Here is an 11,281-nt window from a genome sequence, read left to right as displayed (position 1 = left end):
CTGAAATGATGAAAAAGTATTTAATATATATAGGTATTTTATCGGCACTTTTTACAAGCTGCGATAATTATGTAGACATACAGACAGAAGGAAAACTTATTCCGAAAGAAATGGCCAATTACAGGTATCTTTTGCAGGGAGCCAGTAAGTTTAATATAACATATAGCCTGGTTGATGTAGCCTCAGACGATATTGTCATGAGAGATGATCATGCAGCTTATTTTGATAAGTATTATGGAAGTTCATTATATTACAGACCATTTGTACAAACCTATAAGTGGGCTGATGAAATCATTCCGGTTGGAGAAACTGACAGTGATATGAATGCGTTGTATTCAGCATTGTACACCTGCAACATTGTTATTTCTGAAGTAATGTCCAGCACAAACGGTACAGATGCAGAACGTCTGGCTATAAAAGGAGAAGCACAGGTACACAGAGCTTTTATTTATCTGACATTAGTAAATACTTTTGGGAAAGCATACGATCCTGCAACATCAGGAACCGACTTGGGAGTGCCTATGTTTACTACACCTACGGTGGATCAAAACATTACCAGAGCGACTGTTAAGCAGATTTACGATCTTATTGAAAAGGATTTAACGGAGGCAATTGCTTCGGGATTAAAACCGGTTAATTCAGGCAGAAATGTTGGTTTTTCTTCAAAAGCTTCGGCTTACGGACTTTTGGCAAGAACCTATTTGTATATGGGGAAATATCCTGAAGCACAACAAAATGCAGAAGCGGCTTTAGCTTTACAAAATAAATTATTGAACTTAGAAGATTATGCAAGTTTAGGAGATTATTCATGGCCAAAAACGTATCAGGACTCAGAAATCATATTATCTAAACAATCTAATAGTTATATGTATTCGCCTTTGGTTTTATCGCTAAGTGACGAATTACTGAATTCTTTTGATCCTAATGATTTAAGATATCAGTTGTATACCAGATCTCTAAATACGATGACCTGGGGATCTATCCCGCAAGGAAGGGCATACTGTAAAGAACTTTTAACAGGAGATGGAAGAAATGCAGGGCCTACAGTTCCTGAAATGTATATGATAAAAGCAGAGTGCGAAGCAAGAGCAGGAAGTACTGCAGCAGCTATGACAACCATTAATACCGTTAGAAAAAGCCGTTTCAAAGCAGCAGATTATACAGACTTAACAGCCGTTGATGCCAATGATGCACTGGTAAAAGTTTTGGCAGAACGCCGAAGAGAATTAATGTGCAGAGGCGGTTTCAGATGGTTTGATTTAAAACGTCTTAACAAAGACTCTCGTTTTGCAAAAACAATTACACACAAGTATTTAACTGAGACTTTTACCCTTGAACCAAACGGAAACCGTTATCAGTTTCCTTTTGCAGAGAGCTACTTTGATTATGCTCCTGATTTGCAGCAAAATAATTAAAAGGAATTGATTCAAAAATAGCACGTTCAGGTTTCTCTGAACGTGCTTAAACAAAAATGAAAAAATGAAACTATTAAGATTAGCAGCACTTTTTTTAAGTGTTACTGCGGCTTCTTATGCTCAAAATGAAGCAGCACGATTTGATGTTACTCCGAAAATTCCAAAACCGGGAGAAGAAATTACGATTACGTACGATCCTTCGGGAACGGTTTTAAAAGATGCCAAAAAAGTTTCCGGGCGTATCTACACCAACGGAAGTTTTAAATGGAAAGTGGCCGATATTACTTTAAAACCAACAGTCGATAAAAAATGGGAAACAAAAGTAAAACTGAACGACGATGCAGCACTTATTACCTGTGTTTTTACTTCAGATACTTTGATTGATAAAGGCGGAAAAGAAACCTACAGCTGGATGCTTCAGGATTCTCCGGGGTCATATCTTGGATGGGGAATTCTTAGAAATGAGTCATTTGCAGATCAGCGTCCAAATTTTCTGGATCCAATATCTGCAATTAATGATACAATCAGTTTAATGTGGGTGAATTACGAATTACAGCACCATCCAGCGAGCCGTAAAGATGTTTTTTATGAAGGTTTAAAGTTGATGAAAAGTGCAAAACCGGGCGATCCTACAAAACGTATCAAAAGCGAACTTAGATTTGTTCTGGGAGATAATTTAGACAATGAGCATCAATATAAAGTTCAAAAAACATTACAGCTTTTAGACTGGCAGAAAGAAACTCAATTTATAGATTCTGTTCAGAAGGTTTTATTGACTAAATATCCAAAAGGAGTTTGGGCCCGTGATATTGAAATTAAAAAGATTTTTACGGAAGCGAATTTTGATAAAAAAGTACAGCTTTACAACACTTTTGAGAAAAACTTTCCACAAGAAAAATTCTTAGACGTTCTAACAGATACAGAAGGTTTGTACTACGATAAAATGTTCAAAAGCATTGCTTACGGATATATCATGAACAAAAAAGATTACAATTATGCAATCAACAGTGTGCCTAAAGTTTCGTACACGAACTTAATAGATTATGCCTGGCATTTGGTTGGCATTCCGTTTGACAGGGATCAGGAGGGAAGCGAAAAAGCAAATTTGGAGACTTTAAAGAAATATGCTGATGTGATTATTCCGGAAATGGAAAAAAGAGAAGCATTTTTACCAAAAGATAAAGTGGGCGAATTATCATTATCGCAATGGCAGGAATTAGCCTTGCAATACGGTACAAGAGAATATTTTACGTATGCTAAAATTCAGGAAATCTTCAAAAATTACGATTTAGAAAGAAAATATCTGGATAAAATTAAACCATTAATGGCTTATAAAAATGCAAGCTACAACGAGGTTTACGCAAGAATGCTTTTGAGAGAAGGTAAGACAGCGGAGGCAAAAACGTTTATAGAACTTTCAGCTAAACAAAACCAGATTACTCCTGCAACTATTGCATCTTTAAAAGAAGTTTATTTGAAAGAAGGTAAAAAGGAAGCAGATTTTGATACGTATTTACATTCTTTAAAAGCAGATTCCAGCGAAGAGCACAAAAAGAAATTAATCTCAGAATTAATCAATCTTCCAATTGACGGATTTGAAATGGAAAGCAGCCGTGGCGGAAAAGTAAAACTAGCCGATCAAAAAGGTAAAATCGTTGTGCTTGATTTCTGGGCTATGTGGTGCGGTCCTTGTAAAAATGCAATGCCGGGAATGAATATGGCAGTGAATAAATACAAAGCCGATGATAACGTGAAATTCTATTTTGTAGATACGATGGAATATATCAAAGATTTTAAGTCACAGACTCAGGCTTTTATCAAAGAAAAAGGATTCGATTTTACCATTCTTTACGATAGCAAAAATCCTAAAACGGGTAAGTTTGATGCAGTTTACGACAAATATTCAAAAGCATTTCATTTTTCCGGAATTCCAGAAAAAATGATTATCGATCAGAAAGGAAATTTAAGATGGATGTCCAATGGCTATTTTGGAAGCCCAAGCGAACTTGCTGACGAAATTTCAATTATTGTCGAGCATTTAAAAGCTGAAAATAAATAATCCGGTAAGGAACTGAATCATGAAAATTCATAAATTTTTATATCTCCTTATTACGGTTTTGTCTTGTCAGATCGGTTTTTCGCAAACCATCTGGCAGGGGCAACACCATTCTTCCCGCATTATTGTTAAAGGTGATTTTGACAGCAAAAAAGATTCACTTTTATTAAGCATTCCGGAGATGTCTTATGATTCAATTAAAGTAGGAGTCAGAAAAGACAAGGATAGTATATTCTTTAAAAATAAAATGTATGATTTTACTTTTAAAGGAAAATACAATGCTGATAAAACTGCAATTACAGGTGTATTCAATAATTATTCATTTCCAAATGCTGCGATTGTTTTAAAGAAACTAAACAGTATTCAGCCATTGTTTTTTGCACAGCATCCACAGAAACCTTATCCGTATGAAGTAAAAGATTTTACCTTTTCAGGAAAAAATACCAAACTGACTTACGGCGCAACATTGACCGTTCCGAAAAATAAAAAGAAATATCCGTTAGCAATTTTAATTTCAGGAACGGGACAGCACGATCGCAATTATACGTACATGGGAAGAGAATCTTTCACCGTTTTAGCCGATTATTTAGCAAGAAACGGAATTGCTTCTTTACGTGTAGACGACCGTGGATTTGGCAAAACGACAGGTAATTTTGAAGCCGCTACAACCGGAGATTTCGCAGATGATATTGAGGAAGAAATTGCCTATTTAAAAAGTGATAAAAACGTTGGTGCTTCATATATCGGTTTAATCGGTCACAGCGAAGGCGGAATGATTGCTTCAATTGTAGCTTCCAGAAACAAAGATGTAAAATTCATGATCAGTTTGTCAGGAGTAGGAGTAAGCGGACTCGAAATGCTGAATCTTCAAAATACAGCAATTCTAAAAAGCTATAAATTTTCAGATAAAGTGGTAGCCAAACAGATGGAAATGTACAACATCATGTTTAAAGTGGTTTACGATACCAAAGACGGAGAATCGGCCCAACCTGCAATGGAATTGAAATTGAAAGAATGGATGCAGAAGCAAGACACGACAACTTTAAAAGAAGTTCAGATATGGGACGGACGCGATCAGACTTTCTTATATCGCTATGGAAAAGATGCTGACAGAAAATGGTACCGCTACACGATTCATTACAAACCTGAAAACTTTCTGCCCAAAATTACTATTCCTGTATTTATAGCAAACGGCGATAAAGACATTCAGGTTCCGGCGGTTGAGAATATTGAGTCTTTCAAAAAATACTTGGGTACTAAAGATCTAACTACAAAGATTTATCCGGGATTAAATCACATGTATCAGCATTGTAAAACTTGCACGCAGAACGAAGCCAAAGAAATTGATGAGGTTTTTGCCGAAGAGGTTTTAAACGATATTGCAAAGTGGATTTTGGATCGATATAAAAAATAAAAATGATTTATAATCCGCAGTAACTTTTAAACACATAGAAACATAGATTTTATTTTTTTTGAAAAGAGTATAAAAGAGAAACTCGTTTCTCAACACATAGCTTTGTGTAAGTATTGTGAGAACTTTGTCAAAGATTAAAACTTTGTCAAAGTTTGAAGACCCTATATCTATGTTTATTTAAACAAATGAAATGCCTTTTATAGACAATCTAAATCCTATGATTCTATGTGTTTAAAACAACATTTAGACAAAAAAATACAATAAGTATATTTCTCTAACATCATGAAAAAATTATTCCTTTTTATCGCAATATTCTTTGCGATAAGCCATCTTACTGCCCAAATTTACGATCCCGTTTCGTTTACAACTTCAGTAAAAGAGATAGGAGAAAACAAATACACTTTGTCTATTATTGCCAAAATTGACAAGGGCTGGCACGTATATTCGCAGAATGTACCACAAGGAGGGCCTGCGCCAACCAGTTTTACTTTTCAGCCATCTAAAAATTATAAAAAAACAGGATCAGTAATTGAGCCCAAAGGACATGAAGTAGACGATCCTGTTTTTCAGATGCGGATTAAATATTTTGAAGAAAAAGCCACTTTTACACAAAATATCGAACGAAAAACAAGTGATGCTTTTACAATCGACGCTACTGTATTTTTTATGGTATGCAACGATAATAGCTGTCTGCCTCCTTCTGAAAAAGAAGTAAAATTTACATTTAAAAAGTCGGAAACACCAATCAAAAAAGAAACAGCTGAAACAGAGCAACAAAATACTGATTTGTCTGTAAAAGACCAATCTATTACTAAACAAAATACCACAAACAACACAGCAGACTCTGTTAGCACTGTCAGCAAAAACACTCCTGAAATTTTAAATAATTCAGCCGAAAAAGCTTCTTCGGGAAAAACAGCCCCTGAAGAAAGCCTTTGGACATTATTTTTCTTCAGCTTTTTAGGAGGTCTTGCTGCTTTGTTTACGCCTTGCGTATTTCCGATGATTCCGATGACGGTGAGTTTCTTTACCAAACAAAGTAAAACCAAAGCTGCAGGAATCAGAAACGCTATGATGTACGGTATTTTTATTATCGTGATTTATGTGATTTTAGGAAGTTTGGTTACCGCAGTTTTTGGTGCAGATGCGCTGAATGCTTTGGCAACAAACGTAGTTTTCAATATTGTTTTCTTCCTGCTTTTATTGGTTTTTGCCTTGTCATTTTTAGGAGCTTTCGAAATTGTACTGCCGAGTTCATGGCTGACTAAAATCGATCAGAAATCGGAGATTGGTGGTGCTTTCGGAATTTTCTTTATGGCACTGGCATTAGCGGTGGTTTCATTTTCATGTACCGGACCAATTGTCGGAACCTTATTAGTTCAGGCGGCTAGTCAGGCAGGAATTGCGCCAATTGTCGGAATGCTGGGTTTTTCATTAGCGATTGCTTTACCTTTTACTTTATTCGCTGCTTTTCCGGGATGGATGAATTCACTTCCGAAATCGGGCGGCTGGCTGAATTCGGTCAAAGTGGTTTTAGGCTTTCTGGAATTGGCTTTAGCACTTAAATTCTTAAGCAACGCCGACTTAGTTTTACAATTACATTTATTAGAACGAGAAGTATTCCTTGCCATTTGGATTGCTATATTCTCTGTATTGGCTTTGTATTTATTTGGAAAAATCCAGTTGTCGCACGATACGCCTTCAACTCATATATCTGTGGGAAGACTGAGTTTAGGAATTATCGTTTTGTCGTTTGTGGTGTATATGATTCCGGGGCTGTGGGGAGCTCCATTACAATATATAAGTGGTTTTCCGCCGGCAAAACAATATAGTGAATCACCAAATGGTTTTGGAAATGCAGTAGCACAAACTGCAGAAAAAAGTGCGTTGCCGGAAGGAGCAGAAAGCGGGCCAAACGGAATTCCGGCTTTTCATGATTATGACGAAGGTTTAGCTTACGCGAAAAAAGTAAACAAACCCATAATGATTGATTTTACCGGATACGCCTGTGTGAACTGTCGTAAAATGGAAGAACGTGTATGGCCTGATCCAAAAGTTTTGAATGTTTTGAATAATGATGTGGTGCTGATTTCATTGTACGTGGATGACAAAAGGCCCTTACCGGAAAATGAACAGGTAGTTTCTAAAATCACAGGTAAAGTCTTGAAATATACAGGGCAGAAATGGAGCGAACTTCAAATCTTAAAATACAAAACCAACGCTCAGCCGTATTATGTTTTAATGGATCATAACGAAAAAGATCTCAACAAACCATCGGCATACAATCCGGATATTAATGCGTATTACAATTGGCTTCAGGAAGGAGTCCGGAATTTTAAAAAATAATCAAATACTGTTTGGGTCATTTTTTTAAACACATAGAATCATAGAATTTGGATTGCGTAAAAGGCATTTCATTAATTTGAAAAAACATAGTTAGTCTATGTGTTGAGAAACTGGTTTCTCTTTTATACTCTCTCAAAAAAAGAAGAAAAAACTATGTCTCTATGTGTTTAAAAAAACATCCCAACAATCAAAAATAAATATCAAATGAAAGTCTTTCAATCAAAATATTGGCTTTTTGTCCTTTTAATCGGATTTAAAAGTGCCGCTCAGTTTTCGACTACCATTCTGTTGAACAAAGATGTAGTTTCAGGAAAATTAAAGAACGGAATGAAATATTATGTACTGTATAATGAATATCCAAAAGACCGAGTGTGTTTCTATTTTGCCCAAAATGTGGGAGCAATTTTAGAAAATGATGACCAAAACGGACTGGCACATTTTCTGGAACACATGGCTTTTAACGGTACACAAAATTTTGAAGGAAAAGGCATTATCGACATGCTGGAGAAAAAAGGAGTTCGTTTTGGGGCAGATATTAATGCTTATACCGCACAGGATCAAACCGTTTATAATTTAAGTAATGTTCCTGCAAACGATTCTAAATTGATTGATTCATGTCTTTTGGCACTGCACGACTGGTCCGGTTTTCTTTTGCTGAAAGATGCAGAAATTGATGCCGAAAGAGGCGTAATTAGAGAAGAATGGCGTACTAGACGTGATTCAGATTTCAGACTTCGTTTAGAAACAGATAAAACATTGTATAAGGATTCTAAATACGCAAAACGTGACGTAATTGGCGATTTGAATATCATTAATAATTTTGATTATCAGGTTCTTAGAGATTATTATAAAAAATGGTACCGTCCGGATTTACAGGCTGTTATTGTGGTTGGAGATATTGACCCGAGAGAAATTGAAAAGAAAATCATTGCCACTTTTTCTTCTATAGAAATGCCTAAAAATCCAGCGGAACGTTATTATGTTTCGATTCCGAAAAATAAGGGTATGGAATATGTTTTGGCTAAAGACAAAGAAGCACAGGAAACATCCATCGTACTTTACTACAAAAAAGATTATGATAAAGTAAAGAATAACGAAACGATCAGAAGAGATTTGGTAAATAATTTATGTACCGATATGATCAACAGACGTTATCAGGAATTCATTCAAAACAATGAAACGGCTGTACTTAAAATGGCAACAGGCCCATCAGAAGTATCGAGATTAACGAATTCGTACAGTTTATATGTGGTTCCAAAAAACAACAAAACAGCCGAAGGTTTTAAAGAAATGATGACCGAAACCGAAAGAGCGATTCGTTACGGATTTACGCAAAAAGAATTAGACCGAAACAAAGAAAGCGTTTTGAGTTATTTTGAAAACCTGCTTCAAAACAAAGATAAAATTGATAATGATGAATTTTCTGAGCGACTAGTAGAATATTTCCTAAAAGCAGTTCCGTTTGAAAGCATCGAAACGGAGTATGAAAACATAAAAACCAGATTGGCTTCGATTACGCTTGCAGAAATCAATCAGGCGGTTAAAAAGCTTCAGACAACCGATAATATTGTCATGACGGTTACTGGTCCAGATAAAAGTGATGTAGTATATCCGACAAAAGAAGATTATCTGAAAATTATGTCTGAGGTAAAGAAAATGCCTCTTGAAAAATACAAAGAAACTGATACTGATCAGCCTTTGATTACGGCAGAATTGAAAGGTTCTAAAGTAACAAAAGAAGCGCCAATTGAAGGAATCAAAGGAGCGAAAAGTTATGTTTTGGGAAATGGAGCCAAGATCGTTTTATATCCAACAACATTGGCAAAAGACGAAATTTTGTTTTCTGCTTACAGTTTAGGAGGAAGTTCCTTAATTAAAACAGAAGATATTCCGTCTTCGCAAATTGCAGTAAGTCTGGTAGAAAGTTCTGGTTTAGGCGCATTTAAAAGTACCGATTTAAAAGACAAACTAAACGGTAAAATTGCTAATGTAAAACCTTACATCACAGAATTGACAGAAGGTTTTCAAGGTTCAGGGAATCAAAAGGATTTTGAGACTTTATTACAATTGGTGTATCTGTATTTTGAACAGCCAAGATTTGATAAAGATTCTTACGCAAGAATGCTGACAGGTTTTAAAAATTCGTTAGAGAACGCAGCGAATACGAATCCGAAAGTTTTTCAGGATACGATTTCACAGCTGAATTACAATAGAAACAAAAGGGTTCCGTTAGTAAACCAGGAATTCCTGAAACAATTGAGTTTTGAAAAAGCATCAGAACTTTATAAAGAAAGAATTCAGAACGCAGCAGATTTTACTTTCGTCTTTACCGGAAACCTTCCTGAAAACGTGTTGCCATTAATCGAAAAATATATCGGAAGTATTTCATCAGATGTCAATAAAAAAGAAAATTTTATAGACAATCATCTTGATCCGGCACCGGGAATTTCCAAAGAGTTATTGGTTCGTGAAATGAATGTCCCGAAGGCGAGCGTTTATATCCGGTTTGTAAAACAGTTTCCGTACAACTATAAAAATGTGTTTATATCACATATTCTGGCTGAATTACTTTCTAAGAAATATCTTGACTTAATTCGGGAAGAAGAGGGCGGAAGTTATGGTGTTCATGTTTCATCAGGAGTTAGCCGTTTACCATCTGATGAGTATTCAATGACCATCAATTTTGACTGTGATCCTGCAAAACTGGAAAAACTAACAAAAATCGTCTATGAGCAGATTAATTTAACGCAAAAAGATGTAACAAAAGAAGAGGATATTGAGTCTATTAGGAAGACGCTTTTAAAAGCAAGGGCAGAGAAGGTTTTAACCAATGGATTTTGGTTAGGAAATTTAAATAATATGATGCTGAACAATGAAACGTTTAAAGATGACGTTACCTATAAAAAGACTTTAAACGAAGTTACAGCAGAAGATATAAAAGCTTTTGCAAAAGAGTTTTTTGCGAAACCCAAAACCGTTGAAGTAATCATGAAGTCAAAACCTCAGATTGCTGCTCCGGAATATTAAGATTATCGGTTTTTCATATATCATTTAGAAGTATTTTGAATTAGTAAGCGTATACAACTAACTTGAAAAACCTAAAAGAGCTGTTTTACGACAGCTCTTTTTTTTTGCTTTACTCTTTTATAATATGAACTGATTACGTTTGAGTTTTATAATCAGTAAATTATGATGGATAATGATAAAAAGTCTCAATAATTTATCTTAAATGAAATTAAAAAGGTAGGGTTTTTTATAGCTAAATTGTTTTAAGAATAATCAAACCGCATTATTTCAGATTTAGCTTCACAATACCAATTATGGATAGAAAAAAGTTTTTAAGAAGTGGTCTTTTTGGATTCGGGGCTATTATTGCACTTCCAGCCGTTATTTCATCCTGTTCAAAAGATAATGATAACGAATCATCAGATGATACAGGTAATAACTCGGGGGACAATTGCAGTCTTTCACCAACTGAAACCAGAGGACCGTTTCCTATATTAACTCCCGTCCAGTATGTGAGGGCAAGTATTATAGGCGACAGGACAGGTGTTGCACTTTTAATGACTCTGACCATAGAAGACCAAAGCAACGGATGTACACCGCTTGCGAATGTATTTGTAGATGTCTGGCAATGTGACAAGGACGGATTATACTCTCAATATAACACACAAACCAGCGCTAACTATTTAAGAGGAAGACAGACTACAGACCAAAACGGAAAGGTTTCTTTCATTAGTATATTTCCGGGCTGGTATTCGGGAAGAGCACCTCATATTCATGTTGAAATATTGACTCCCGAAGGCAGATCACTTTTGGTCACTCAAATTGCTTTTCCGGTTTCGGCTTATATGTCGGTGTATACAGCTGATGGTTATAATGGGGCGCCTGACACATCCAATACACAGGATAGTATATTTTCGAATAGCTTAACCGGAAATATGGCTGATTCTGTTACCGGAAATAATATCGATGGTTATACTTTGCTAAAAAAGATTACTGTAGCGTAATTTGAGCGATGCATTATCTTTTTGCACTAAGCAGAAAAAT

Annotated in this window: 6 protein-coding genes; all 6 read left to right on the top strand. The window is 35.6% G+C overall.

The window, feature by feature from the left end; translation table 11 throughout:
* The first annotated feature begins 8 nt into the window (after positions 1-8).
* The 6 genes from GWR14_RS14775 to GWR14_RS14750 all read left to right on the top strand — a co-directional run bounded on the left by GWR14_RS14775 (position 9) and on the right by GWR14_RS14750 (position 11,241).
* Positions 9-1,415: a RagB/SusD family nutrient uptake outer membrane protein gene (locus GWR14_RS14775; RefSeq protein ID WP_163409840.1), complete on the top strand. Its 1,407-nt coding sequence runs from the start codon at positions 9-11 to the stop codon at positions 1,413-1,415.
* Positions 1,416-1,479: 64 nt separating this feature from the next.
* Positions 1,480-3,474 (top strand): TlpA family protein disulfide reductase, encoded by a 1,995-nt coding sequence (locus GWR14_RS14770; protein ID WP_163409839.1) that lies wholly within the window; start codon positions 1,480-1,482, stop codon positions 3,472-3,474.
* 19 nt (positions 3,475-3,493) lie between these two features.
* On the top strand, positions 3,494-4,885 hold the full coding sequence (locus GWR14_RS14765) for an alpha/beta hydrolase family protein (protein WP_163409838.1): 1,392 nt from the start codon (positions 3,494-3,496) through the stop codon (positions 4,883-4,885).
* 282 nt (positions 4,886-5,167) lie between these two features.
* The gene (locus GWR14_RS14760; RefSeq protein WP_163409837.1) at positions 5,168-7,231 is read left to right on the top strand and encodes a protein-disulfide reductase DsbD family protein; all 2,064 of its coding nucleotides are present in this window, start codon (positions 5,168-5,170) and stop codon (positions 7,229-7,231) included.
* A 204-nt stretch (positions 7,232-7,435) separates the two neighbouring features.
* Complete coding sequence (locus GWR14_RS14755) at positions 7,436-10,258, top strand: M16 family metallopeptidase (protein ID WP_163409836.1); 2,823 nt, start codon at positions 7,436-7,438, stop codon at positions 10,256-10,258.
* Positions 10,259-10,551: 293 nt separating this feature from the next.
* Positions 10,552-11,241 carry a dioxygenase family protein gene (locus GWR14_RS14750; RefSeq protein WP_163409835.1) on the top strand — a complete coding sequence of 230 codons (690 nt, stop codon included), beginning with the start codon at positions 10,552-10,554 and terminating at the stop codon, positions 11,239-11,241.
* Positions 11,242-11,281 lie beyond the last annotated feature (40 nt).

This window comes from Flavobacterium ajazii, from assembly GCF_010614725.1.
GTDB lineage: Bacteria > Bacteroidota > Bacteroidia > Flavobacteriales > Flavobacteriaceae > Flavobacterium > Flavobacterium ajazii.
This window is presented reverse-complemented; position numbering and strand designations above follow the sequence as displayed.